This is a genomic window from Campylobacter sp. IFREMER_LSEM_CL2256 (assembly GCF_025771645.1).
Classification (GTDB): Bacteria; Campylobacterota; Campylobacteria; order Campylobacterales; family Campylobacteraceae; genus Campylobacter_D.
Window position 1 is genome coordinate 1 of record NZ_JAKMQQ010000016.1, and the last position, 24,964, is coordinate 24,964.

At 31.8% G+C, this 24,964-nt stretch carries 21 protein-coding genes and 5 tRNA genes; 21 read left to right on the forward strand and 5 right to left on the reverse strand.

Translation table 11 applies throughout. The annotated features are described in order from the left end of the window. The coding region (gene yaaA / locus L8U00_RS07185; protein WP_263709044.1) for a YaaA family protein at positions 1–541 on the reverse strand (541 nt) is incomplete at its 3' end. Positions 542–632: 91 nt separating this feature from the next. Between yaaA and L8U00_RS07190 the strand changes: the two genes are divergently transcribed. The 19 genes from L8U00_RS07190 to fusA all read left to right on the forward strand — a co-directional run bounded on the left by L8U00_RS07190 (position 633) and on the right by fusA (position 18,170). Beyond that, positions 633–708: transfer RNA gene (locus L8U00_RS07190), tRNA-Thr, on the forward strand. Positions 709–755: 47 nt separating this feature from the next. Next, positions 756–841, forward strand: a tRNA-Tyr gene (locus L8U00_RS07195). A 7-nt stretch (positions 842–848) separates the two neighbouring features. Continuing rightward, a tRNA-Gly gene (locus tag L8U00_RS07200) sits at positions 849–925 on the forward strand. A gap of 105 nt (positions 926–1,030) precedes the next feature. Continuing rightward, positions 1,031–1,105 (forward strand) — tRNA-Thr (locus L8U00_RS07205). A 65-nt stretch (positions 1,106–1,170) separates the two neighbouring features. After that, the gene (gene tuf, locus L8U00_RS07210) at positions 1,171–2,370 is read left to right on the forward strand and encodes an elongation factor Tu (protein WP_039668122.1); all 1,200 of its coding nucleotides are present in this window, start codon (positions 1,171–1,173) and stop codon (positions 2,368–2,370) included. A 39-nt stretch (positions 2,371–2,409) separates the two neighbouring features. Then, positions 2,410–2,568, forward strand: a complete 159-nt coding sequence (rpmG, locus tag L8U00_RS07215) for a 50S ribosomal protein L33 (RefSeq protein WP_012661178.1) — start codon at positions 2,410–2,412, stop codon at positions 2,566–2,568. Between the two features lie 21 nt (positions 2,569–2,589). Then, a tRNA-Trp gene (locus tag L8U00_RS07220) sits at positions 2,590–2,665 on the forward strand. Between the two features lie 16 nt (positions 2,666–2,681). Next, positions 2,682–2,864 carry a preprotein translocase subunit SecE gene (secE, locus tag L8U00_RS07225; protein WP_012661179.1) on the forward strand — a complete coding sequence of 61 codons (183 nt, stop codon included), beginning with the start codon at positions 2,682–2,684 and terminating at the stop codon, positions 2,862–2,864. 4 nt (positions 2,865–2,868) lie between these two features. After that, the gene (gene nusG, locus L8U00_RS07230) at positions 2,869–3,399 is read left to right on the forward strand and encodes a transcription termination/antitermination protein NusG (protein ID WP_012661180.1); all 531 of its coding nucleotides are present in this window, start codon (positions 2,869–2,871) and stop codon (positions 3,397–3,399) included. Positions 3,400–3,426: 27 nt separating this feature from the next. After that, entirely contained in the window at positions 3,427–3,852 is a 426-nt protein-coding gene (gene rplK / locus L8U00_RS07235; RefSeq protein ID WP_012661181.1) for a 50S ribosomal protein L11, read from the forward strand. A 63-nt stretch (positions 3,853–3,915) separates the two neighbouring features. Continuing rightward, the gene (gene rplA, locus L8U00_RS07240; protein ID WP_263709045.1) at positions 3,916–4,617 is read left to right on the forward strand and encodes a 50S ribosomal protein L1; all 702 of its coding nucleotides are present in this window, start codon (positions 3,916–3,918) and stop codon (positions 4,615–4,617) included. Positions 4,618–4,771: 154 nt separating this feature from the next. After that, entirely contained in the window at positions 4,772–5,251 is a 480-nt protein-coding gene (gene rplJ / locus L8U00_RS07245; protein ID WP_012661183.1) for a 50S ribosomal protein L10, read from the forward strand. A 19-nt stretch (positions 5,252–5,270) separates the two neighbouring features. Then, on the forward strand, positions 5,271–5,648 hold the full coding sequence (rplL, locus tag L8U00_RS07250; RefSeq protein ID WP_012661184.1) for a 50S ribosomal protein L7/L12: 378 nt from the start codon (positions 5,271–5,273) through the stop codon (positions 5,646–5,648). A 95-nt stretch (positions 5,649–5,743) separates the two neighbouring features. Then, positions 5,744–9,877 carry a DNA-directed RNA polymerase subunit beta gene (gene rpoB / locus L8U00_RS07255; RefSeq protein ID WP_263683249.1) on the forward strand — a complete coding sequence of 1,378 codons (4,134 nt, stop codon included), beginning with the start codon at positions 5,744–5,746 and terminating at the stop codon, positions 9,875–9,877. Continuing rightward, positions 9,870–14,423, forward strand: a complete 4,554-nt coding sequence (gene rpoC / locus L8U00_RS07260) for a DNA-directed RNA polymerase subunit beta' (RefSeq protein WP_263709046.1) — start codon at positions 9,870–9,872, stop codon at positions 14,421–14,423. The genes rpoB and rpoC overlap by 8 nt, the downstream gene beginning before the upstream one ends. A 42-nt stretch (positions 14,424–14,465) precedes the next feature. After that, the gene (locus tag L8U00_RS07265; protein ID WP_263709047.1) at positions 14,466–15,098 is read left to right on the forward strand and encodes a CatA-like O-acetyltransferase; all 633 of its coding nucleotides are present in this window, start codon (positions 14,466–14,468) and stop codon (positions 15,096–15,098) included. A 62-nt stretch (positions 15,099–15,160) separates the two neighbouring features. Beyond that, on the forward strand, positions 15,161–15,544 hold the full coding sequence (gene rpsL / locus L8U00_RS07270; RefSeq protein WP_012661187.1) for a 30S ribosomal protein S12: 384 nt from the start codon (positions 15,161–15,163) through the stop codon (positions 15,542–15,544). 67 nt (positions 15,545–15,611) lie between these two features. After that, a complete protein-coding gene (gene rpsG, locus L8U00_RS07275; RefSeq protein ID WP_012661188.1) occupies positions 15,612–16,082 on the forward strand; it encodes a 30S ribosomal protein S7 in 471 nt (156 codons plus the stop codon). 12 nt (positions 16,083–16,094) lie between these two features. Beyond that, positions 16,095–18,170 (forward strand): elongation factor G, encoded by a 2,076-nt coding sequence (fusA, locus tag L8U00_RS07280; RefSeq protein WP_039617755.1) that lies wholly within the window; start codon positions 16,095–16,097, stop codon positions 18,168–18,170. A 32-nt stretch (positions 18,171–18,202) separates the two neighbouring features. On the opposite strand, the gene L8U00_RS07285 is transcribed toward fusA, so the two are convergent. The 4 genes from L8U00_RS07285 to putP all read right to left on the reverse strand — a co-directional run bounded on the left by L8U00_RS07285 (position 18,203) and on the right by putP (position 22,658). Continuing rightward, on the reverse strand, positions 18,203–18,685 hold the full coding sequence (locus L8U00_RS07285) for a pyridoxamine 5'-phosphate oxidase family protein (RefSeq protein WP_263709048.1): 483 nt from the start codon (positions 18,683–18,685) through the stop codon (positions 18,203–18,205). Between the two features lie 64 nt (positions 18,686–18,749). Then, the gene (locus tag L8U00_RS07290) at positions 18,750–20,120 is read right to left on the reverse strand and encodes a hemolysin family protein (RefSeq protein ID WP_263707295.1); all 1,371 of its coding nucleotides are present in this window, start codon (positions 20,118–20,120) and stop codon (positions 18,750–18,752) included. Positions 20,121–20,198: 78 nt separating this feature from the next. Next, entirely contained in the window at positions 20,199–21,179 is a 981-nt protein-coding gene (locus L8U00_RS07295) for a putative transporter (RefSeq protein ID WP_039668130.1), read from the reverse strand. Next, positions 21,180–22,658 (reverse strand): sodium/proline symporter PutP, encoded by a 1,479-nt coding sequence (gene putP, locus L8U00_RS07300; protein ID WP_263709049.1) that lies wholly within the window; start codon positions 22,656–22,658, stop codon positions 21,180–21,182. Between the two features lie 142 nt (positions 22,659–22,800). On the opposite strand from putP, the gene L8U00_RS07305 reads away from it, so the two are divergent. Both L8U00_RS07305 and modB read left to right on the forward strand, forming a co-directional pair. Beyond that, a complete protein-coding gene (locus L8U00_RS07305) occupies positions 22,801–24,006 on the forward strand; it encodes a saccharopine dehydrogenase family protein (RefSeq protein WP_263709050.1) in 1,206 nt (401 codons plus the stop codon). Between the two features lie 36 nt (positions 24,007–24,042). Beyond that, positions 24,043–24,720: a molybdate ABC transporter permease subunit gene (gene modB, locus L8U00_RS07310; RefSeq protein ID WP_263679660.1), complete on the forward strand. Its 678-nt coding sequence runs from the start codon at positions 24,043–24,045 to the stop codon at positions 24,718–24,720. The last annotated feature ends 244 nt before the right edge of the window (positions 24,721–24,964 follow it).

Below are 24,964 nucleotides of genomic sequence, written 5' to 3' on the forward strand. Positions count from 1 at the left end.
TAAAGGGTTGTTTAATGGTGTAAAATTTTTCATAAAATTTGGCTCTAAGATCGATTATTAATTCATTTTCTAAAAAATCATCAAGTTTACTTGAAAAATTATTTTTATAAAATTTTTCTATATTAAAATCTTTGATTTTCTCTCCTTGTTTTAATTTATAATAAGGTATTAAATCTTTTGCTAAAATAGGACCAAAAAGATTTGAAAATATTAATACATTTTCATCTATATATTTTTTAGCTATTTCATCCAAACTTTCATAATCTAAATATTCAAAAGCAACACCATTGTATCTTTGAACCGCTTTAGTTGTATCTTTTTTTAATATATCTTGGCTAAGATTATATAGTTCATCTTTGTCTTTGATACCAAAAAATTTTTCAAGAACATTTTCATCACATTCTTTAATAAAATTTTTGTATTTAGCAATTACTTCAAGTCTTTTATCGTATAACTTGTTAAATATGAATGATTTTTCATTTAAACAACTATGTGTATTTGTTTTACTTTTTCCCTCACTAGGTGAAAATAAAATTTTCATAATAAATCCTTTATTTTTTAAAAATTATACAAAATTATTTAAAACACTTGACATTAATTCAAAATTACATTATAATTCAACTTTATTTTTTGCTGGTTTAGCTCAGTTGGTAGAGCAGCTGCCTTGTAAGCAGCAGGTCGGGGGTTCAAGTCCCTTAACCAGCTCCATTGTTAATAGCAGTGTTTGACCAGAAATAAAAAGCATTATTATTCATGGTGAGTTACTCAAGTGGCCAACGAGGGCAGACTGTAAATCTGCTGGCTTTCGCCTTCCGTGGTTCGAATCCACGACTCACCACCATTGCTTTGCGGGAGTAGCTCAGTTGGCTAGAGCATCAGCCTTCCAAGCTGAGGGTCGCGGGTTCGAGTCCCGTTTCCCGCTCCAACCTGATTTTGGTAGAGTGAAACTGGGAGCTGTTTTTAAATTCAGAATTTCTAGCAGTTTCAAATTTCCAAAATTTTATAGTTTATGTTTTTAATTTTTCTGAGCGCTCGTATGGCTCAGAGGTAGAGCACTCCCTTGGTAAGGGAGAGGTCGCGGGTTCAAGTCCCGCTATGAGCTCCATTGATTTCAAAAGATTATAAAACATAAATTAGTATTTGTTTGTAAATTTTATATGGAGGAAAAAGATGGCTAAAGAAAAATTTTCACGTAATAAGCCTCACGTAAATATTGGTACTATTGGTCACGTTGACCACGGTAAAACTACTTTAACAGCTGCTATCTCTGCTGTTCTTTCAAGAAGAGGTTTGGCTGAGCTTAAAGATTATGATAATATCGATAATGCTCCTGAAGAAAAAGAGCGTGGTATTACTATTGCTACTTCTCACATTGAGTATGAAACAGAAAATCGTCACTATGCTCACGTAGACTGCCCAGGTCACGCTGACTATGTTAAAAACATGATTACTGGTGCTGCTCAAATGGACGGTGCTATTCTTGTTGTTTCTGCAGCAGACGGCCCAATGCCACAAACTAGAGAGCACATCTTACTTTCTCGTCAAGTAGGTGTACCATATATTGTTGTTTTCATGAACAAAGCTGATATGGTTGATGATGCTGAGTTATTAGAATTAGTTGAAATGGAAATTAGAGAATTATTAAGCTCTTATGATTTCCCAGGAGATGATACTCCGATTATTTCAGGTTCAGCTTTACAAGCTCTTGAAGAAGCAAAAGCTGGACAAGATGGTGAATGGTCTAAAAAAATCTTAGATCTTATGGCAGCAGTTGATGAGTATATTCCAACTCCAGCTCGTGATACAGATAAAGATTTCTTAATGCCTATCGAAGATGTATTCTCAATTTCAGGTCGTGGTACAGTTGTTACTGGTAGAATTGAAAAAGGTATTGTTAAAGTTGGTGATACTATTGAAATCGTTGGTATTAGAGAAACACAAAGCACTACAGTAACTGGTGTTGAAATGTTTAGAAAAGAAATGGATCAAGGTGAAGCAGGAGATAACGTTGGTGTTCTTCTTCGTGGAACTAAAAAAGAAGATGTTCTTCGTGGTATGGTTCTTGCTAAACCTAAATCAATCACTCCTCACACTGATTTTGAAGCAGAAGTTTATATTTTAAATAAAGATGAAGGTGGACGCCATACTCCATTCTTTAATAACTATAGACCACAATTTTATGTAAGAACAACTGATGTTACTGGTTCTATCCAACTTGCAGAAGGCGTTGAAATGGTTATGCCGGGCGATAATGTTAGAATTACTGTAAGTCTTATTGCACCAGTTGCACTTGAAGAAGGTACTCGTTTTGCTATCCGTGAAGGTGGCCGTACTGTTGGTTCAGGTGTTGTTTCTAAAATTATTAAATAATTATAAGCGAGATTTAATCTCGCTTTTTAAGGAATAAAAATGAGAATTAAAGTTGGTTTAAAATGTGAAGAGTGCGGTGATATTAATTATAGCACTTTTAAAAATAGTAAAAATACAACTGAAAAGTTAGAATTAAAAAAATATTGCCCAAGATTGAAAAAACATACAATTCATAAAGAAGTTAAATTAAAAAGTTAAGGCTTTTATAAAAAAGCCCTTAGGGCAATAGCTCCAACGGTAGAGCGCCGGATTCCAAATCCGATGGTTGGGGGTTCGAATCCCTCTTGCCCTGCCACAAAATAAGGTAAAATATGGAAAAACTAATAACTTATTTTAAATTGTCAAAAGCTGAATTAGGAAAAGTAATTTGGCCTTTGAAAGAGCAAGTTAGAAATGCTTATATTACAGTTTTTGTAGTTGTTACTGTTGTTTCATTATTTTTAGCATTAGTTGATTTGATTATGTCATTTTCATTATCTAAGATTATAGGATAGAAAAATGAATCATAAATGGTATGCAATTCAAACTTATGCAGGTAGTGAGATGGCTGTAAAAAGAGCCATAGAAAATTTAGTTAGAGATCATGGAATTCAAGAGCAATTATTAGAAGTAATTGTTCCAACTGAAGATGTGATTGAATTTAAAAATGGTAAAGAAAAAATAAGCGAAAGAAGTTTATATTCAGGCTATGTATTTGCTAATATAGACTTATCAACAGAGCTTTGGCATAAAATTCAGTCTTTACCAAAGGTTGGTCGTTTTATAGGTGAAAGTAAAAAACCAACCCCATTAAGTGAAAAAGATATCAATCTTATTTTAGAAAAGGTGAAAAATAAAGCAGCACCTAAGCCTAAAATTTCATTTGATAAAGAAGAAAGTGTAAGAATAACTGAAGGTCCTTTTGCAAACTTTGTTGGTATTGTAGAGGAATATGATATGGTTAGAGGCGTTTTAAAGCTAAATGTTTCTATATTTGGTAGATCAACTCCAGTAGAAATCTTATACTCTCAAGTTGAAAAAATAGTTTGATTATATAGTAAGTAAAGGAGAAAGGTTATGGCTAAAAAAGTCGTAGGAGAAATTAAATTACAAATAGCTGCTACTAAGGCTAATCCATCACCTCCAGTTGGTCCTGCTTTAGGTCAACAAGGTGTTAATATTATGGAATTTTGTAAGGCATTTAATGAAAGAACAAAAGATATGGCTGGTTTTAATATTCCAGTTGTTATTACTGTTTATGCAGATAAAAGCTTTACATTTATAACAAAACAACCACCAGCTACAGATTTAATTAAAAAAGCTGCAGGTATTTCTAAAGGTGCAGATAACCCTTTAAAAAATAAAGTAGGTAAATTAACTAAAGCACAAGTTTTAGAAATTGTAGATAAAAAAATCGCTGATATGAATACAAAAGATAGAGAGCAAGCTGCTAAAATTATCATGGGTTCTGCTCGTTCTATGGGTGTTGAAATCGTAGATTAATACTCTTTACCGCCAAGAGTTTAAAAAGGCGGTAGCACTTTATATAAAATGCGGAGAAAATTGATGTCTAAAAATACTAAAAGATTTACAGAATTATTAAAAAAAATAGATTCAAATAAAAACTATTTAATGGATGAGGCAATAAGCACAGTAAAAACTCTTGCTTCTGCTAAATTTGATGAAACAGTTGAAATTGCTTTAAAATTAAATGTTGATCCAAGGCATGCAGATCAAATGGTAAGAGGTAGTGTTGTTTTACCTTGCGGTACAGGTAAAAAAGTTCGTGTTGCTGTTATTGCAAAAGATGCAAAAGCTGATGAAGCGAAAAATGTAGGTGCTGATATAGTTGGTAGCGATGATTTAGTAGAAGAAATTCAAAAAGGTAATATGAATTTTGATGTTTTAATTGCTACACCAAATTTAATGGGTCTAGTAGGTAAAGTAGGTCGTATTTTAGGGCCTAAAGGTTTGATGCCAAATCCTAAAACAGGTACAGTAACAATGGATGTTGCTCAAGCTGTTAATAATGCTAAAAATGGACAAGTTAATTTCCGTGTTGATAAACAAGGAAACATCCATGCAGGTTTGGGTAAAGTTAGTTTTACTCAAGAACAATTAAAAGAAAATATGACAGCATTTGTAAAAGCTATTAATAAACATAAACCAGCTGCTGCAAAAGGAAGATATATTAAAAATGCTAGTCTTTCTTTGACTATGAGTCCTTCTCTTTCTCTTGATACTCAAGAATTACTTGATACAAAATAAAATTAATGAGAGTTTTTCTCTCATTAATAAAAATTAGATAAGATAATAACTTTTATTTTATCTAATTTTTATCTTAGATTGGAGATAGCCGAGGTCTTAGGACTTAATTAGATTTTCTGCTCTGCTTGAAATCACCGGTCGGAAAGGAGTAAAGATGACTAAAAGCCAAAAAATTGAACTTGTTTCTAAGCTTGAAGAGGGTTTTAAGGCTAGTGAAGCTGTTGTAGTTTGTAACTACAAAGGTTTAAACACTAAAAAACTTGAAGAGTTAAGAAATAATGCGAGAGAAATGGATGTTAAAGTTCAAATTATTAAAAATACTTTAGCAAGTATTGCTCTTAAAAATGCCGGCAAAGATGGAATGGAACTTAAAGATACAAATATTTATCTTTGGGGTGAAGACCAATTAAATGTTTCAAAAGTTGCTGATAAATTTAGCGAAGCTAATCAAACATTTGAGATCAAAACCGCATTTATTGATGGTGAAGTTGCTTCAGTAGATAAAGTTAAAGCTTTAGCTAAAATGCCTTCTCGCAATGAATTACTTGCTATGCTTTTGCAAGTTTGGAATGCACCAATCACCAATTTTACAATTGGATTAAATGCATTAAAAGAAAAAAAAGAAGCTGAATAAAATTTAAAAAGGATAAAAAATGGCAATTACTAAAGAAGATGTATTAGAATTTATTTCTAACCTAAGCGTTCTTGAACTTTCAGAATTAGTAAAAGAATTTGAAGAAAAATTTGGTGTTTCTGCTGCTCCAGTTATGGTTGCAGGTGCTGCTGTTGCAGGTGCTGCTGGCGGTGCTGCTGAAGAAAAAACTGAATTTGACATCGTATTACAAGATGGTGGCGATAAAAAAATCAATGTAATTAAAGTTGTTCGTGCTTTAACTGGTCTTGGACTAAAAGAAGCAAAAGATGCTGTTGAACAAACTCCATCAGTTCTTAAAGAAGGTGTTAGCAAAGCTGAAGCTGAAGAAGCTAAAAAACAACTTGAAGAAGCTGGCGCTAAGGTTGAGCTTAAATAATTTTTTTGTTTTAAAAGAAAGGATTTTATATCCTTTCTTGTTTTCCTTTAATTAGGATTCTTTCTTTCAATACTTTTACCATGGGGTATAATAATATGTTAAATTCACAATCAGGAAATCGTTTAAGAATAGACTTCTCGAATGTTCCACAACAAATAGACATTCCAAATTTATTACAATTACAAAAGAAAAGTTTTGATTATTTTTTAAACATAGATGCTAAAAATTCAGAAAGTGGAATTGAAAAAGTATTTAAATCTATTTTTCCAATTCATGATCCACAAAATAGATTAAGTTTAGAATATGTAAGTAGTGAAGTAGGTAAACCTAAGTACACTATTAGAGAGTGTATGGAAAGAGGTTTGACTTATTCTGTAAATTTAAAAATGAAAATCCGTTTAACTTTACATGAAAAAGATGAAAAAACGGGTGAAAAAATTGGTATAAAAGATATTAAAGAACAAGAAATTTATATTAGAGAAATTCCTTTAATGACAGATAGAATTTCTTTTATTATTAATGGAGTAGAAAGGGTTGTAGTAAATCAACTTCATAGAAGTCCGGGTGTTATATTTAAAGAAGAAGAAAGTTCTACTGTTGCAAATAAATTAGTATATACAGCCCAAATCATACCAGATCGTGGCTCTTGGCTTTATTTTGAATATGATGCTAAAGATGTGCTTTATGTGCGTATCAATAAAAGAAGAAAAGTGCCTATTACAATTTTATTTAGAGCACTCGGTTATAAAAAACAAGACATTATAAAATTATTTTACCCTATACAAACCATTCATGTTAAAAAAGATAAATTCTTAACGGAATTTAATCCAAATGACTTTTTAGATAGAGTTGAGTATGATTTAAAAGATGAAAAAGGCAATGTAATTCATCAAGCTGGTAAAAGAATGACAAAGAAAAAGGCTGAACAGCTTGTAAAAGATGGGGTTAAATGGGTTGAATATCCAGTTGAAATTTTAACAAATAGGTATTTAGCTAATCCTATTATTAATAAAGAAACTGGTGAGGTTTTATTTGATTCTTTAACGCTGTTAGATGAGGGAAAACTAGCAAAAATTAAAGAGGAAAAACAGTTTGATATTGCTAATGACTTAGCTAATGGAGTAGATGCTGCTATTATTAATTCTTTCATTCAAGATAATGAAACTTTAAAATTATTAAAACAAACCGAGAATATAGATGATGAGAATGATTTAGCAGCTATTAGAATTTATAAAGTAATGAGACCAGGCGAACCAGTAGTAAAAGATGCTGCAAAAGCCTTTGTAAATGATTTATTTTTCAATCCTGAAAGATATGATCTAACAAAAGTTGGTCGTATGAAAATGAATCATAAATTAGGCTTAGATACGCCTGAATATGTTACGGTTTTAACCAATGAAGATATAGTAAAAACTGCAAAATATTTAATTAAAGTAAAAAATGGTAGAGGTCATATTGATGATAGAGACCATTTAGGTAATCGTCGTATAAGATCAATTGGAGAACTTTTAGCAAATGAACTTCATGTAGGTCTTGCTAAAATGCAAAAATCAATTAGAGATAAATTTACGGCTTTAAATACAGATATTGATAAAGTAATGCCTTATGATTTGATTAATCCTAAGACAATTACTGTAACAATTATGGAATTTTTTACCGGCGGTCAATTATCTCAATTTATGGATCAAACAAACCCATTGAGTGAAGTGACTCATAAACGTCGTTTGTCAGCACTTGGTGAAGGTGGTTTAGTAAAAGAAAGAGCAGGTTTTGAAGTACGTGATGTTCATGCAACGCATTATGGAAGAATTTGTCCTGTTGAAACTCCAGAAGGTCAAAACATCGGATTAATTAATACGCTTTCAACTTATGCTAAAGTAAATGATCTAGGCTTTGTTGAAGCACCTTATAAGAAAGTAGAAAATGGAAAAGTAAGCAATGAAATTGTATACTTGACTGCTACTCAAGAAGAGGGCTTGGTGATTGCAGCCGCTTCAACTAAAATTGATGAAAAAGGTAATATTGTTGAGGAATTTGTTGAAGCAAGACAAGATGGTGAAACAATCCTAGCAAGAAGAGAAGAAGTACATTTGATTGACCTTTGTTCAGGCATGATAGTAGGGGTTGCAGCGTCATTAATCCCATTCTTAGAGCATGATGATGCAAACAGAGCTTTAATGGGTTCAAACATGCAACGTCAAGCAGTGCCTTTACTAACCGCACAAGCACCTATAGTAGGTACTGGTATGGAAAAAATCATTGCTCGTGATGCTTGGGAGGCTATTAAAGCTAAAAGAGCAGGGATTGTAGAAAAAGTTGACAATAAAAATATTTTTATTTTGGGCGAAGATGAAAATGGACCATTTATTGATCATTATAAAATGGAAAAAAATCTAAGAACTAACCAAAATACAACTTTTATTCAACACCCGATTGTGAAAAAAGGCGAATTTATTCAAGCAGGTCAAATCATTGCAGATGGCCCAAGTATGGATCAAGGAGAGCTTGCTATTGGTAAGAATGCCTTAATCGCATTTATGCCATGGCATGGGTATAACTATGAAGATGCTATTGTAATTAGTGAGAAAATTTTACGTGAAGATACTTTTACTAGTGTTCATATTTATGAAAAAGAAGTAGAGGCTAGAGAGCTTAAAGATGGTGTAGAAGAAATTACAAAAGATATTCCAAATGTAAAAGAAGAAGATTTAGCGCATCTTGATGAGAGTGGTATTGCAAAAATAGGAACTCATATAAAGCCTGGTATGATTTTGGTAGGTAAAGTTTCACCTAAGGGTGAAGTAAAACCTACACCTGAAGAAAGATTATTAAGAGCTATTTTTGGTGAAAAAGCTGGACATGTTGTAAATAAATCTTTATATGCAACCGCCTCATTAGAAGGTGTTGTTGTAGATGTAAAAATCTTTACTAAAAAAGGTTATGAAAAAGATGCACGTGCTATAAAAGCTTATGATGATGAAAAATTAAATCTTGAAAAAGAACATCATGATAGACTTTTAATGATGGATAGAGAAGAAACTTTAAGAGTATGTTCTTTACTTTCTAAATCAGCTTTAAATTCAGATGAAGAAATAAATGGTGTTAAATATAAAAAAGGCTCTAAAGTAGAAATTACAGAATTAGAAAAAATCAATCGTTTTGCGTTAAATTCTTTAGTTAAAGCTTATTCTAAAGAAGTACAAAAAGAATATGATGATTTAAAAAATCATTTCCAAAATGAGAAGAAAAAACTTAAAACAGAGCATGATGAAAAATTAGAAATTTTAGAAAAAGATGATATTTTACCAAGTGGGGTAGTAAAACTTGTTAAAGTATATATCGCGACTAAGAGAAAATTGAAAGTTGGGGATAAAATGGCAGGGCGCCATGGAAATAAAGGTATTGTGTCTAATATCGTTCCGGAAGTTGATATGCCATATTTACCTGATGGAAGACCTATTGATATAGCATTAAATCCTCTAGGGGTTCCAAGCCGTATGAACATAGGACAAATTCTTGAAAGTCATTTGGGGATTGTTGGTATGAGACTAGGTGATCAAATTCAAGAAATTTTTGATAGAAAACAAAAAGATTTTGTAAAAGAATTACGTGAAAAAATTCTTGAAATTTGTAGTGTATCTAGACTTGAATTAGAAAAGAAATTTGTGCAAACTTTAAATGATGAACAGCTTATTTCTTATGCTAGAGATTGGGCTAAAGGAGTGAAATTTGCTACTCCTGTATTTGAAGGCGTAACGGTTGAAGAATTTGGCAAGCTTTTTGAAATGGCTAAAATAGCTATGGATGGAAAAAGCGAGCTTTATGATGGAAGAACTGGTGAAAAAATGGCAGAGCGTGTGCATGTTGGATGTATGTATATGCTTAAATTACACCATTTAGTAGATGAAAAAGTTCACGCAAGAAGTACTGGACCTTATAGTCTTGTAACACAACAACCAGTTGGTGGTAAGGCTTTATTTGGTGGACAAAGATTTGGAGAGATGGAGGTTTGGGCTCTTGAAGCTTATGGAGCAGCTCATACTCTAAGAGAAATGTTAACCATAAAATCTGATGATGTTGAAGGTAGATTTAGTGCTTATAAAGCTTTAACAAAAGGTGAGAATGTTCCAGCAACAGGTATTCCAGAGACATTCTTTGTGCTTACAAATGAATTAAAATCTCTTGCTTTAGATGTTGAGATTTTTGATAAGGATGAGAATAATGAGTAAATTTAAACCTATCGAAATAAAAGAAGATGGTAGACCTAGAGACTTTGAAGCTTTTCAATTAAGACTTGCAAGTCCTGAAAAAATCAAATCATGGTCTTATGGCGAAGTAAAAAAACCAGAAACAATTAATTATAGAACTTTAAAGCCTGAAAGAGACGGGCTTTTTTGCGCTAAAATTTTTGGACCAGTAAGAGATTATGAATGTCTTTGTGGTAAGTATAAAAAAATGCGTTTTAAAGGTATTAAGTGTGAAAAATGTGGTGTTGAAGTTACTAGTTCTAAAGTACGCCGTTCAAGAATGGGGCATATTGAATTAGTTACACCGGTGGCTCATATTTGGTATGTAAATTCTTTGCCAAGTCGTATCGGTACTTTACTTGGCGTAAAGATGAAAGATTTAGAGCGCGTATTGTATTATGAAGCATATATAGTAGAAAATCCAGGTGATGCATACTATGATAATGAAAATACTAAAAAAGTTGAATTTTGTGATGTATTAAATGAAGAGCAGTATTTAAATTTAATGCAACGCTATGAAAGTAGTGGATTTAAAGCTAGAATGGGTGGTGAAGTTGTTAGAGATTTACTAGCAAATTTAGATCTTGTTGAGCTTTTAAATAAATTAAAAGAAGATATTGCAGCAACTAATTCAGAAGCAAAGAAAAAAACTATCATCAAGCGCTTAAAAGTGGTTGAAAATTTCTTAAATAGTAATTTAAATACTAATACAAATAGTGATGAAGTAGTTCCAAATCGTCCTGAGTGGATGATGATTACAAATTTACCTGTGTTACCACCTGATTTAAGACCTTTGGTGGCTTTAGATGGTGGAAAATTTGCAGTTTCTGATGTGAATGATTTATATAGAAGAGTTATTAATAGAAATACACGCTTAAAAAGACTTATGGAGCTTGATGCACCTGAAATTATCATTAGAAATGAAAAAAGAATGCTTCAAGAAGCAGTTGATGCTTTATTTGATAATGGCAGAAGAGCAAATGCGGTTAAAGGTGCAAATAAACGTCCATTAAAATCTTTAAGTGAAATCATCAAAGGAAAACAAGGTCGTTTCAGACAAAATCTACTTGGTAAAAGGGTGGATTTTTCAGGTCGTAGTGTTATTGTTGTTGGGCCAAAACTTAGAATGGATCAATGTGGTTTACCTAAAAAAATGGCTTTGGAATTATTTAAGCCACATTTGTTGGCTAAGCTTGAAGAAAAAGGTTATGCAACTACTGTAAAACAAGCTAAAAAAATGATTGAAAATAAAACCAATGAAGTTTGGGAGTGTTTAGAAGAGGTTGTTAAAGGTCATCCTGTAATGCTTAATCGTGCACCAACCTTACATAAGCTTTCCATCCAAGCTTTCCATCCTGTGCTTGTAGAGGGTAAGGCAATTCAACTTCATCCATTGGTGTGTGCAGCATTTAATGCTGACTTTGACGGGGACCAAATGGCTGTACATGTACCTTTATCTCAAGAAGCAATAGCTGAGTGTAAAGTATTAATGCTCTCATCTATGAATATCTTGCTTCCAGCAAGTGGTCGTTCTGTGACTGTACCTTCTCAAGATATGGTTTTGGGGATTTATTATCTATCTTTAGAAAAAGATGGTGCTAAGGGTGAGCATAAAATTTGTACAGGTATTGAAGAGGTTATGATTGCTCTAGAAGCAAAATCTTTAGATATTCATGCAAGTATTAGAAGCGTAGTTGATGGAAGAAAAATCACAACAACTGCGGGAAGATTAATCATTAAGTCTATCTTACCTGATTTTGTTCCTGAAAATATGTGGAATAAAGTCATGAAGAAAAAAGATATTGCAGCTTTGGTTGATTATGTTTATAAAGAAGGCGGTCTTGAAGTAAGTGCTAGCTTTTTAGATAAATTAAAAGATCTTGGTTTTGAATATGCAACAAAAGCGGGTATTTCTATTTCAATTGCTGATATTATTGTGCCTGATCAAAAGCAAAAAAGTATAGAAGAAGCTAAAAAACAAGTAAGAGAAATCCAAAATTCATATAATTTAGGTTTGATTACTTCAGGCGAAAGATATAACAAGATTATTGATATTTGGAAAAGCACTAATAATGTCTTATCAAAAGATATGATGGAGTTGATTAAAAAAGACAAAGAAGGATTTAACTCTATTTATATGATGGCAGATTCTGGTGCTAGGGGTTCAGCAGCTCAAATTTCACAGCTTGCTGCGATGAGGGGTCTTATGGCTAAACCTGATGGTTCTATTATTGAAACACCGATCATTTCGAACTTCCGTGAAGGACTAAACGTTCTTGAATATTTCATTTCAACCCACGGTGCTAGAAAAGGTCTTGCAGATACAGCGTTGAAAACAGCAAATGCAGGTTATTTGACAAGAAAACTTATCGATGTGGCGCAAAATGTAAAAGTTACAATGGAAGATTGTGGTGCACATGAGGGTGTTGAGATTAATGAAATTACCGCAGATGGTGTTGTGATTGAAACCTTAGAAGAAAGAATTTTAGGAAGAGTTTTAGCTGAAAATATTATTGACTCTATTACTAATGAGATTTTATTCTCAGAAGGTACTTTAGTAGATGAGGAAAAAGCTAGAATTATTGTTGAAAGTGGAGTAAAGAGTGTAAGCATTAGAACTCCTATTACTTGTAAAGCTAAAAAAGGAGTTTGTTCTAAATGTTATGGTATTAATCTAGGCGAAGGAAAATTAGTTAAACCAGGTGAGGCTGTAGGTATTATATCTGCTCAATCAATCGGTGAGCCGGGAACGCAGCTTACACTAAGAACTTTCCACAGCGGTGGTACTGCTAGTACAGATTTACAAGATCGCCAAGTAGTAGCACACAAAGAAGGTTTTGTAAGATTTTATAATCTTAATACCTATGAAGATAGACAAGGCAAAACTATAGTGGCTAATCACCGCAATGCTGCTATTTTACTTGTGGAGCCAAAAATCAAAGCTCCATTTAAAGGAACTATCCATATTGAGCATGCATATGAGGATGTGGTGGTTAGTGTTAAAGCAAAAAACAATGAAGCTAAATTTATATTAAGAAAGTATGACTTAGCAAAAGCTAATGAGCTTGCGGGTGTAAGTGGTAATATTGAAGGTAAATTATATATTCCATATAGCGATGGTGCTGAAGTAGCTGAAAATGAAAGTATTGTAGAAGTAATCAAAGAGGGTTGGAATATACCAAACCGTATCCCTTATGCGAGTGAATTGCTAGTAAAAGATGGCGATCCTATCGCTCAAGATATTGTAGCTGGTGCAAAAGGTACCTTGAAGTTTTATATGCTTAAAGGGGATGGTTTAGATAGAATTAGAAATCTTAAAAAAGGTGATGTAGTTAAAGAAAAAGGTGTTTTTGTAGTTATTGCTGATGAAAATGATAGAGAAGCAAAAAGACACTATATACCAAGAGATTCTGTGATTGAATTTGATGATAGTACTTTTGTGGATAATCCTAAAACTATCATAGCAAAATCAAGCAAAGAAGATAAAACTATCATTGCTGAATGGGATGCATATAATAATACTGTAATTGCAGAAGTTGCAGGTGTAATTAACTTTGAAGATATTGAATCAGGCTATAGTGCTGATGAGCAAATTGATGAAGCAACTGGTAAAAGATCACTTGTTATTAATGAGTATTTACCAAGTGGAGTGCGTCCAGCGTTGTTGATTATAGGTGAAAACGATAAAGTGGTGCGTTATCAACTCGAACCAAAAACTGTTATTTATGTAAACGATGGCGATAAGGTTAAGCAAGCTGATATCTTAGCTAAAACACCAAAGGCAGCAGCTAAATCAAAAGATATTACTGGAGGTCTTCCAAGGGTATCTGAATTATTTGAAGCAAGAAAGCCAAAAAATACTGCTGTTGTGGCTGAAATTGACGGGGTTGTTAGATTTGATAAACCTTTAAGATCAAAGGAAAGAATCATTATCCAAGCAGAAGATGGAAGTAGTGCAGAGTATTTAATTGATAAATCAAAACGCATTCAAGTAAGAGATGGTGAATTTATTCATGCGGGTGAAAAATTAACCGATGGGGTTATTTCAAGTCATGATGTGCTTAGAATTTTAGGCGAAAAAGCATTGCATTATTATCTTATTTCTGAAATTCAGCAAGTTTATCGTGGTCAAGGTGTTGTGATTTCTGATAAGCATATTGAAATTATCGTATCGCAAATGCTAAGGCAAGTAAAAATTGTTGATAGTGGTCATACAAACTTTATTGTGGGTGATTTGGTTTCAAGAAGAAAATTCAGAGAAGAAAATGAAAGAATTTTAAGATATGGCGGTGAACCTGCTGTAGCTGAACCTGTATTGCTTGGGGTTACAAGAGCAGCTATTGGAAGTGATAGTGTGATTTCGGCTGCTTCATTCCAAGAAACAACAAAAGTTTTAACAGAAGCAAGTATCGCAGGTAAATTTGACTATCTTGAAGATCTAAAAGAAAATGTAATCTTAGGTCGCATGATTCCTGTTGGTACAGGTCTTTATGGAGATCAAAATTTAAAACTTAAACAACAAAATTAATTTTCAATCCTAGCGATTTTGCTAGGATTTTTGGAGTGTATTATGTTCAAAGTGATTGATTTGGAAAAATATAAAAGAAAGGATCATTTTGAATTTTACACTCAAAATATTCCTTGCTCGTTTGAAATTACTGTTAAATTAGATATTAGTTCTTTTTATTATTTTATTAAAAACAATAATTATGAATTCTACCCTTGTTTTATCCACACTATTAGTAAAAGTATAAATGCTTTTGATAATTTTAAATTTAGTTTAGATCAAAACAAACAACTAATATGTTATGATATTATCCATCCTTCTTATACTATTTTTCATAAGGACTCTAAAACTTTTTCTGTTCTTTGGACTTTCTATAAAGAAAATTTAAATGATTTTTTATCTTTATATGAAGAGGATAAACAATTAATAAGAAACGATAAAAGTATGTTTTTAAAAGAGCCCATAGATAATCTTTTTAATATTTCTGCCATTCCTTGGGTGGCTTTTGAGAATTTTTCTTTACACTTGCCAAAAAAAGAGCAGTATTTCTTTCCTATTATAACAAGTGGAAAGATTATAAAAGAAAATAAAAAAATTCTCATTCCTTTTAGTATTAATGTTAATCATGCCAGCAATGATGCTTATCACATTTATTTGTTTTTAGAAAAACTCCAAGAAAACCTTAATAGTTTATAATTTTATAAGTAAAATTTAGATATTATCCAAAGTTTATTATTTTATTAATGAAAGGAATTACTGTGCCAACCATAAATCAATTGGTTAGAAAAGAGCGCAAAAAAGTTTTAGAAAAATCTAAATCACCAGCGCTTAAAAATTGCCCACAAAGAAGGGGAGTTTGTACTAGGGTTTATACAACAACTCCTAAAAAACCAAACTCAGCGTTAAGAAAAGTTGCCAAAGTAAGACTTACAAGTGGCTTTGAAGTTATTAGTTATATCGGTGGTGAAGGTCACAACCTACAAGAACACAGCATCGTTTTAGTGCGTGGTGGTAGGGTAAAAGACTTACCAGGTGTTAAGTATCACATTGTTCGTGGTGCCTTAGATACTGCAGGTGTTGCAAAAAGAACTGTTTCTCGTTCTAAATATGGTGCAAAACGCCCTAAAGCAGCAGCTAAGTAATAAGATTGCAGACAAATCCGTTAGATTTGATTTTGTTTGAGTAAAATTATAAATTTGAAGGAAAATTATGAGAAGAAGAAAAGCTCCGGTAAGAGAAGTCTTGCCAGATCCGATTTATGGAAACAAAGTAATTACAAAATTCATTAATTCTTTAATGTATGATGGTAAAAAAAGCACAGCTACTACTATTATGTATGGTGCTTTAGAAGCTATCGATAAAAAAGGTGGAGAAAAAAAAGGTATAGAAATTTTTAATGATGCTATTGAAAATATTAAGCCTTTATTAGAAGTTAAATCTCGTCGTGTTGGTGGTGCTACTTATCAAGTTCCAGTAGAAGTACGCCCAGCTAGACAACAAGCTTTAGCTATAAGATGGATTATTTCTTTTGCTAGAAAAAGAAGTGAAAGAACTATGATTGAAAAATTAGCAGCTGAATTATTAGACGCAGCTAATAGTAAAGGCGCTTCATTTAAGAAGAAAGAAGATACTTATAAAATGGCAGAAGCTAATAAAGCATTTGCTCATTATCGTTGGTAAGAGGAGTAAAACATGTCAAGAAGTACTCCTTTAAAAAGAGTTAGAAATATAGGTATTGCAGCTCACATTGATGCTGGTAAAACAACTACTAGTGAAAGAATTCTTTTCTTTACAGGTATGAGTCATAAAATTGGCGAAGTACATGATGGTGCAGCTACAATGGACTGGATGGAACAAGAAAAAGAAAGAGGTATTACAATTACTTCTGCTGCTACAACTTGTTTTTGGAAAAATCACCAAATTAACCTTATAGACACTCCAGGCCACGTTGACTTTACAATCGAAGTTGAAAGATCAATGCGTGTTTTAGATGGTGCTGTTGCAGTATTTTGTTCAGTAGGTGGGGTTCAGCCACAATCAGAAACTGTTTGGAGACAAGCTAATAAATATGGTGTTCCAAGAATTGTTTTTGTAAATAAAATGGACAGAATTGGTGCAAATTTCTTTAATGTTGAAGAACAAATCAAAAATCGCTTAAAAGGCAACCCAGTTCCACTTCAAATTCCAATCGGTGCTGAAGATAATTTCAAAGGTGTAATTGATCTTATTACCATGAAAGCTTTGGTATGGGAAGATGAAAACAAACCGACTGATTATGTAGAAAAAGAAATTCCAGCTGAGCTTAAAGAAAAGGCTGAAGAATATCGTACAAAAATGATAGAAGCGGTTTCTGAAACAAGCGATGAATTAATGGAAAAATATCTAGGCGGTGAAGAGCTTACTCAAGAAGAAATCAAAGCAGGTATTAAAGCAGGATGTTTAAGTCTTTCTATGGTTCCTATGCTTTGTGGTACAGCTTTTAAAAATAAAGGTGTTCAACCATTACTTGATGCTGTTGTTGCTTATTTACCAGCTCCTGATGAAGTTGCTAATATCAAAGGTGAATATGAAGATGGTACAGAAGTTTCTGTAAAATCAACTGATGATGGTGAATTTGCAGGTCTTGCATTTAAAATTATGACCGACCCTTTTGTTGGGCAATTAACTTTCGTTCGTGTATATAGAGGAAGTTTAGAAAGCGGTTCTTATGCATATAATTCAACAAAAGATAAAAAAGAAAGAATTGGTCGTCTTTTGAAAATGCACTCTAATAAAAGAGAAGAGATTAAAACTTTATATGCAGGAGAAATTGGAGCGGTTGTTGGTCTTAAAGACACACTAACCGGTGATACTTTAGCAAGTGAAAAAGATAAGGTTATTTTAGAGAGAATGGATTTTCCAGATCCTGTTATTTCAGTTGCTGTTGAGCCTAAAACAAAAGCAGATCAAGAAAAAATGTCTATTGCTTTAAATAAATTAGCTCAAGAAGATCCAAGCTTTAGAGTTTCTACAGATGAAGAAAGCGGTCAAACTATCATCTCAGGTATGGGTGAACTTCACTTAGAAATTATCGTTGATAGAATGCTTCGTGAGTTTAAAGTTGAAGCAGAAGTTGGTCAACCTCAAGTTGCTTACCGTGAAACTATTAGAAAAACAGTTGAGCAAGAATACAAATACGCTAAACAATCAGGTGGCCGTGGTCAGTATGGTCATGTATTCTTAAGACTTGAGCCACTTGAGCCAGGTAGTGGATATGAATTTGTAAATGATATCAAAGGTGGGGTAATTCCAAAAGAATATATTCCAGCAGTTGATAAAGGTGTTCAAGAAGCATTACAAAACGGTGTTTTAGCGGGATATCCTGTTGAAGATGTTAAAGTAACTGTTTATGATGGAAGCTATCACGAAGTGGATTCTTCTGAAATGGCATTTAAACTTGCAGCTTCTATGGGCTTTAAAGAAGGTGCTAGAAAAGCAGGTGCGGTAATCTTAGAACCTATGATGAAAGTTGAAGTTGAAACTCCAGAAGAATATATGGGTGATGTTATTGGAGATTTAAATAAACGTCGTGGTCAAGTAAATTCAATGGATGAAAGAGGTGGTAATAAAATTATTACAGCATTTTGTCCTTTGGCTGAGATGTTTGGTTACTCAACTGATCTTAGAAGTCAAACTCAAGGCCGTGCTACTTATTCTATGGAATTTGATCACTATGATGAAGTTCCAAAAAACGTTTCTGAAGAAATTATCAAAAAAAGAAATGGTTAATCTACCAAGATGAGCAAAAAGCTCATCTTGAATTATTTATGTCCTTTTGAATTAATTAAATTAATTACTCCTTCATTAATTTCATATGCTTTTCCAAAACCTTTAACATATCTTCCATTTTTTAGTATCAGCTGAAATAAATGAAAATCTTTCATATTTTTAATGACTTGGATTATTTCTTTATTGTTTTCATTTTCATAAGTATTTAATACTTGCTCAAAGAGTTGATTATCTCTTGTTATTTCTACACTCTCTACTCTAAATTTAAGTCTTTTTCTTGCAAAGATTGACACGCAATCTTTTTCATCTTCTATAAACATAATTTCTATGTTTTTATTATTGTATTTTACTCCTTCAAAATGCTCAGCAATTTCACTAATATAAATATAAAAGTCATTTTTAATTTTTATAATAGGTGCGTATGAGCATATTGTTTGATTGTTTAAATTTAAAGAAGATATCATAATACTTTTGCATTCTTGCATAAATTGATTAATTTCATCATGTAATTGCATATATTTTCCTTGTAGGTTAGAATGGATAAGATTGAGGACTGTATGAAAGTAAAAGAAGAGTTTATCACTCTTCTTCATCAGTATTTTTGCGTACAACTTTAATGCGTTCTATACTATTTCCATCCATCTTTTTGACTTCATAGTAGCAGAATTCATCTTCTATTCTATCTCCAACTACCGGTAAGCGTCCTAAGAGATTGAAAACATATCCACCTATAGTGACTTGTTCTAGCTCTTCATTAAAGCGTATATCAAGCATTTCTTCTACTTCGCTAATTTCATATCTTCCTTGAAATTCATAAATGTTTTCTGCAAGTTTTTTAAAATGTGGACTAGAATCATCATGCTCATCGTTAATATCTCCAACGATTTCTTCCATAATATCTTCCATGGTTAAAAGTCCAGCTGTGCCACCATATTCATCCACTACTAATGCCGTGTGCACTTGTTCTTTATTCATCATGAAAAGGACTTTAGATATGCTGATATTTTCTGGCACCAAGATCATTTTGATTAAAAAATCATCTAAATTTTTCTTATCTTTGCTAAGTTCGTTTTGCATGATATCTCTAATGTGTACCATACCCAAAATGATATCTTTAGAACCATCTATATATGGAAAGCGTGTGTGTTTGTACTGACAAACTATTTGCATATTTTCCTCATAGCTTTTTTGTTTGTTAAGACATATCATATCTTTTCTAGGTGTCATGATTTCTTTTGCTACTGTATCTGAAAAATCAACAGCATTACGTATGATTTCAGTTTCAAATTCATCCAAAACTCCACCTTTTTGGCTTTCACTTGCAATAAATTTAATTTCTTCTTCAGAGTGGCTTAATTCATGTTCTTTAGCAGGTTTAATACCTATAACTTTTAAAGAAACTGCAGCTAAAAAGTCAAATGTTTTAATGAAAGGTAAGAAAAGTAACCAAAACAAATGTAATGGTCTTGCAACCCATAAAACAGCTTTATCTGCAATAGCGATAGCAACGCTCTTTGGAACTAATTCACCTAATACAACATGCAATAATGTGATAATAGCAAAAGCGATAACAAATGCTATAGTATGAATTAATGCTGGAGCTAAGCCTAAATTTGCCAAAGGAACTTCAAGAATTTTAGCAATAGCAGGTTCACCTATCCAACCAAGAGCAAGAGAGCTTAGCGTAATACCAAGTTGGCATGCACTTAAATAAGTATCTAGTTTTGAAGTGACTTCTAAAGCTTTTTTTGCATTACGTTTTTTTTCTTTTACCATTTCTTCGAGTTTTGATCTACGTACTTTAACAATAGCAAATTCAGATAAAACAAAAAATCCATTTAAAAGCACTAAAGCTAATGCAACAAGAATCATAAAAGTAGAATAGCCTACATCAATTGAGGCAACAGCGGGTAATGTTTGATTTAAGTCTAAAGATTGACTGGGGTCCAAAAAAACTCCTTTAATAAAATTTTTGCAAAATTATATCAAATCAAAACTATAAAATTAGCTTAAAATAAACGACATATTTTAAATTAATTTATGTTTTCTATATTCAATATTTTTTTCAAATTCATCTAAACGTTTATAAATGCTACGCAATTGTGTGATAGTTGTCCAATTGGTGATAAAAATACTAAATGATGATCTAACTTGATCAAAAGCATTGCCAACTTGTATGATAATTCCAAGTTGTATAAGTCCTAAAAACAAGCTTGGAGCCATGATTAAAAAAGGCACTATAACCATGATTTGCTCAAATAAATAAAGCCATATATTAAAATACCCATAATGCAAAAATAATCTTTTATAATTGATTTTAAGTCCAGTAAATAAACTTAAAATACTTTCATCGCTCGCATAATTTTTTCTATCATCTTCAGCAAAAACAAGTTCTTTTCTAAAAGCAGCTTCAGCTTTTTGATTATTATATTCAAGACCAGGTAATTTAATGCCAACAAACCATGATATAACAAGACCTCCCAAAGAAACCAAAAATGCAATCCATACTAAGGATCCATTAATGTCTTTTAAGATAGGTAAATTAACATGCGCACTTAACATCCACAAAATTGGCACAAAAGCAATTAAAGTCATAATTGCCTTAACAAAAGCCAATCCTAAGCTTTCTATGATTTTTGAAAAATTATAAATATCTTCTTGAATTCTTTGTGAGCTACCTTCTATGTTATCATCTTTTTTTTGCCAAAATTTAATATAATCAAAAGTCATAGCCTCACGCCATTTAAAGGCATAAATACTTCCAAAATATTGTGTGATAGTAGCGATTAATACATAAGGCAATGCTAGATATAAAAATTGCTTAATAAAATGATAAAAGTCATCTATACTATGATTTTTTGCATCTTGTAAAACATCATAAAATTCTTTATACCATTCATTTATTGCAACATTAATGGAAGTTTGAGCAAGTAAAGAAGCTAGTAAAAAAAACAAACCCAAATAAGCCCACAATGCCCATTTTTTTGAATAAAAAAAAGATTTAAACATTTAAATTTCTTTTAACATTTTTTCATAGTGTTTTATTGTATGTTTTTTTGCTTTAAAAATTATACTAAAAATCACAATAAAACAACTTGCAACTAAAAATCCAGGAATGATTTCATAAATTGCTATAAAATTTGAATCAAAATGTTTATAAAATATAACGGTTAAAGCCCCACTAACCATTCCAGCTATTGCACCTTCTTTGCTCATATTTTTATAAAACAAAGAAAATAAAATAACACTTCCAAAGCTTGCACCAAAACCTGCCCATGCATATGAAACAATACCTAAAATTTGACTTTGCGTATCAAGTGAAAGTACAAAAGCTACACAAGCAACAGCTAAAACACCTAGACGTGATAATAAAGTAATATTTTTATCATTTGTTTTTCTTTTTAAGATTTGTGTATAAAAATCTTGCACCAAGCTAGAAGCGCACACTAGCAGTTGAGAACTAGCTGTACTCATAATGGCAGCTAAAATAGCACTGAGTAAAATTCCTGCCACCCAAGGGTTAAAAAGTACTTGAGACATTACAATAAATATTCTTTCAGGGTCATTTAAAGTAAGATTAAATTTAGCTATATAAGCAATACCTAAAAATCCTATCATAGCAGCACCAAATAAAGAAATTACCATCCAAGTTATGCCTATAAAAGTTGCAGTAGGAATTTCTTTTACATTTTTTATAGAGATAAAACGAATTAAAATGTGAGGTTGACCAAAATAACCAAGCCCCCATGCTAGGGTTGATACTACGACTAGCCAACCACCACCATCTAAACCAAAGGCTTGGGGTTTTACATCATTTATAGTAGAAAAGGCTTCGCCAAAGCCACCAAGTTCAAAAATCATCACAAAAGGAATGATGATTAATGAACTCATCATTAAAAGTCCTTGAATCATATCAGTCCAGCATACAGCTTTATAACCACCTAAAAAAGTATATAAAACAATAACTAAAAATCCAATACTCAAGGCAAAAATATAAGGCAAATTAAATACACTTTCAAAAAGTTTAGCACCGCTTACTAATCCAGCGCTAATGTAAATAGTAAAAAATACCAAAATAACTACCGCACAAATGCTTCTTAAAATATGCTTATCATCATGAAAGCGACTTTCGAAAAAATCAGGAATTGTAATACATTCTTTGGCTATTTGAGAAAAAATCTTTAATCTTTTAGCAACAAAAGTCCAGTTCAAAAACATACCAAAGCTTAAACCTATGGCTATATAAATTTGTCCCAAACCAGCTGCATATAAAGCACCAGGAAAAGCCATTAAAAGCCAACTACTCATATCAGAAGCACCTGCACTTAAGGCAGATATTACCGGCCCCATGGAGGCATTACCAACAAAATAATCTTTACTATTTTGATTTTTTTTGTAAAAATAAAAACCTATAAAAAGCATTAAAAATGCATAGGTAATAAAAGTAATAACAATAGGATAAGAAAGTTCCACACTTTGTAAATTCATAAGTGTCCTTAAAAAATTTAAAAAACTATCATTTTACTTGTTTTATTTTAAAAAAACATTATAAAAATTATTTTTTATTTTTTATTTCAATGCTTTATAAAGTTTTTTTGTTACAATTTTCTAAAAAATTTAAGGAAAAATGATGAAAAATCTTTTGATTATAGGTGCAGGTGGTGTAAGCCGTGTTGCGACTGTAAAATGTGCAATGAATAGTGATGTCTTTAGCAAAATAACTCTAGCAAGTAGAACCAAAAGTAAATGTGATGAAATAGCAGCTTTTATAAAAGAGCGTTTGGGTATAGAAATTCAAACTGAGCAAATAGATGCAGATGACACTGCTGCTGTTGTAGAACTTATCAAAAAAACAGGAGCTGAAATTTTATTAAATGTGGCTTTACCTTATCAAGATCTTACTTTAATGGATGCGTGTATTCAAACTAATATCCACTATGTAGATACTGCAAATTATGAACATCCTGATTTAGCTAAATTTGAATATAAAGAACAATGGGCAAGAAATGATAAGTTTAAACAAGCAGAAATTTTAGGACTTTTAGGTAGCGGTTTTGATCCAGGTGTTACTAATGTATTTTGTGCTTATGCGCAGCAAAATTTATTTGATGAAATTCATTATATAGATATATTAGATTGTAATGCTGGAGATCATGGCTATGCCTTTGCAACTAATTTTAATCCTGAAATTAACTTAAGAGAAGTTTCTGCTAAAGGTCGTTACTGGGAAAATGGAAAATGGATAGAAACTGCACCTATGGAAATAAAAATGGAATGGGATTATCCTGAAGTAGGGGTAAAGGATAGCTATTTACTTTATCATGAGGAGCTTGAAAGCTTAGTAAAAAATATCAAAGGTTTAAAAAGAATAAGATTTTTTATGACTTTTGGGCAAAGCTATTTAACTCATATGAAATGTCTTGAAAATGTTGGTATGCTAGGTATTAAGCCTGTTATGCATCAAGGCAAAGAAATAATACCAATAGAATTTTTAAAAACACTACTTCCTGATCCTGCTAGTTTAGGCCCTCGCACTAAAGGTTATACTAATATAGGTTGTGTGATTCGTGGTGTAAAAGATGGAAAAGATAGACAAGTTTATATTTACAATGTTTGCAATCACGAAGAGTGCTTTAAAGAAACTGGAGCGCAAGCTGTGAGTTATACTACCGGAGTTCCTGCAATGATAGGAACAAAGTTAATTGCTAAAGGAATTTGGCAAGGAAAAGGTGTGTTTAACATGGAAGAATTTGATGCTAAACCTTTTATGGATGAGTTAAATACTCAAGGACTTCCTTGGAAAATTATAGAAATGGAGCCAAATTTAGGAAAGTAATCTCAAGTCTTTTTTTGACTTGAGAAAGTTTCAATAATGACACAATTATTATTAAGTATAGATTGGACACCTTTTTTAGTTTCCATAAAGCTTTCTATTATTACTTGTATAATTTTGTTTTGTTTTTGCATACCTCTTGCTTGGGTTTTTACTTTTAAGCAATTTAGAGCAAAAAAAATTCTAGAAACCATAATAACCTTACCTTTGGTTTTACCACCATCTGTTGTTGGTTTTTACTTGTTGATTTTGTTTTCAAAATACTCTTTTTTGGGTAATTTTTTAGAAAAACACTTTAATATCACTTTAGCTTTTACCTTTGAAGGTTTAGTGATAGCAAGTTGTATTTATTCTTTACCTTTTATGTTTAATCCTTTATATAATGCAATGTCTATGATTTCTAAAAATATTATAGAAGCTAGTTTTTCTTTGGGAAAAAATTCTTTCATCACACTTTTTAAAGTAATCTTACCTAGTATTAAACCAGCTATATTAAGTGCTTTGGTGATAAGTTTTGCACATACTATGGGTGAGTTTGGTATAGTATTAATGATAGGCGGTTCTTTAAGCGGAGAAACAAAAGTAGCTAGTATTGCTATATATGAAAGTATGGAAAATTTAGATTTTACCACAGCCCATATTTATAGTCTCATACTATTAATTTTTAGTTTTATTGTTTTACTAAGTGTGAATCTTCTTAATAAACAAAAAAGATAAGATACTTAATCCATTTATTGTTTTCAAGTATTTTGAGTATAAATTTATCTAAATCAAGGTTTATCTTTAATTGTTTGTATTCTCTTTTACTTTCTTATTTATTATCTATATTTAAGATATTATTTTCTTTATATTTGACACGAATTTTTTCATATTTTATAATAACTCATATTCTATCATTTCCCACTATTTTTCTAAAAATTTACCACATGTTATAAACCAATATCCACAGTCCTTTTTTTAT

Bases quoted from the DNA above. Each gene is read 5' to 3' on its own strand.
- tuf (WP_039668122.1), top strand. From the start codon at position 1,171: ATGGCTAAAGAAAAATTTTCACGTAATAAGCCTCACGTAAATATTGGT.
- rpmG (WP_012661178.1), top strand. From the start codon at position 2,410: ATGAGAATTAAAGTTGGTTTAAAATGTGAAGAGTGCGGTGATATTAAT.
- secE (WP_012661179.1), top strand. From the start codon at position 2,682: ATGGAAAAACTAATAACTTATTTTAAATTGTCAAAAGCTGAATTAGGA.
- nusG (WP_012661180.1), top strand. From the start codon at position 2,869: ATGAATCATAAATGGTATGCAATTCAAACTTATGCAGGTAGTGAGATG.
- rplK (WP_012661181.1), top strand. From the start codon at position 3,427: ATGGCTAAAAAAGTCGTAGGAGAAATTAAATTACAAATAGCTGCTACT.
- rplA (WP_263709045.1), top strand. From the start codon at position 3,916: ATGTCTAAAAATACTAAAAGATTTACAGAATTATTAAAAAAAATAGAT.
- rplJ (WP_012661183.1), top strand. From the start codon at position 4,772: ATGACTAAAAGCCAAAAAATTGAACTTGTTTCTAAGCTTGAAGAGGGT.
- rplL (WP_012661184.1), top strand. From the start codon at position 5,271: ATGGCAATTACTAAAGAAGATGTATTAGAATTTATTTCTAACCTAAGC.
- rpoB (WP_263683249.1), top strand. From the start codon at position 5,744: ATGTTAAATTCACAATCAGGAAATCGTTTAAGAATAGACTTCTCGAAT.
- rpoC (WP_263709046.1), top strand. From the start codon at position 9,870: ATGAGTAAATTTAAACCTATCGAAATAAAAGAAGATGGTAGACCTAGA.
- L8U00_RS07265 (WP_263709047.1), top strand. From the start codon at position 14,466: ATGTTCAAAGTGATTGATTTGGAAAAATATAAAAGAAAGGATCATTTT.
- rpsG (WP_012661188.1), top strand. From the start codon at position 15,612: ATGAGAAGAAGAAAAGCTCCGGTAAGAGAAGTCTTGCCAGATCCGATT.
- fusA (WP_039617755.1), top strand. From the start codon at position 16,095: ATGTCAAGAAGTACTCCTTTAAAAAGAGTTAGAAATATAGGTATTGCA.
- L8U00_RS07285 (WP_263709048.1), bottom strand. From the start codon at position 18,685: ATGCAATTACATGATGAAATTAATCAATTTATGCAAGAATGCAAAAGT.
- L8U00_RS07295 (WP_039668130.1), bottom strand. From the start codon at position 21,179: ATGTTTAAATCTTTTTTTTATTCAAAAAAATGGGCATTGTGGGCTTAT.
- putP (WP_263709049.1), bottom strand. From the start codon at position 22,658: ATGAATTTACAAAGTGTGGAACTTTCTTATCCTATTGTTATTACTTTT.
- L8U00_RS07305 (WP_263709050.1), top strand. From the start codon at position 22,801: ATGAAAAATCTTTTGATTATAGGTGCAGGTGGTGTAAGCCGTGTTGCG.
- modB (WP_263679660.1), top strand. From the start codon at position 24,043: ATGACACAATTATTATTAAGTATAGATTGGACACCTTTTTTAGTTTCC.